At 63.9% G+C, this 660-nt stretch carries 1 protein-coding gene; it reads right to left on the minus strand.

Features of this window, described 5'->3' with window-relative positions; translation table 11 throughout:
- Positions 1-660: IS481 family transposase (locus tag O7A61_RS32330; RefSeq protein ID WP_337133194.1), on the minus strand; the 660-nt coding region annotated here is incomplete at both ends.

Below are 660 nucleotides of genomic sequence, written 5' to 3' on the forward strand. Positions count from 1 at the left end.
ATGGTCGGAGTTCGCATAAGCCACGGCATATGCCCACTCCCTGAGTGCGGTCTGGATGAACCGCTCGGCCTTGCCGTTAGTCTTGGGGGTATAGGGCTTGGTCCTGACATGCTTGAGGCCGAGATCGCGGCAAGCCTTGGCGAAAGCCCTTGATCTGTAGCAGGAGCCGTTGTCGGTCATGACGCGCGTTACGGTGACGCCGAGGCTTGCATAATAGGCGACCGCCGCCTTGAGGAAGGCGACGGCGCTTTCCTTCTTCTCGTCGGGCAGGATTTGCGAGAAGGCGATGCGAGAGGCGTCGTCGATGCAGACATGGACGAACTCCCAGCCGGCGCCGCGCGATTTGCCCTTTTGCGGATCACCGGTGATGCGGTGCCCGACCTGGCTGAAGCGGCCGAGCTTCTTGATGTCGATGTGGATCATCTCGCCGGGGTGCTCGCGCTCGTAGCGCCGGATCGGTTCGGCAGGTTCAATGTCCTTCAGCCGCGACAGCCCGGCGCGCTTCAGCACCCGACTGACAGTGGCGGACGACACACCCACCTCCATGGCGATGTGCTTGCCGGTCAGCCGCCTTCGGCGCAATGCCACGATGCGCTCGGCCACCGCCTGTTCGGTCATGCCCGGCATGGCATGGGGCCGGGATGAGCGGTCGACCATGCC

This window comes from Mesorhizobium sp. Cs1321R2N1, from assembly GCF_037179725.1.
GTDB classification, from domain to species: Bacteria; Pseudomonadota; Alphaproteobacteria; order Rhizobiales; family Rhizobiaceae; genus Mesorhizobium; species Mesorhizobium salmacidum.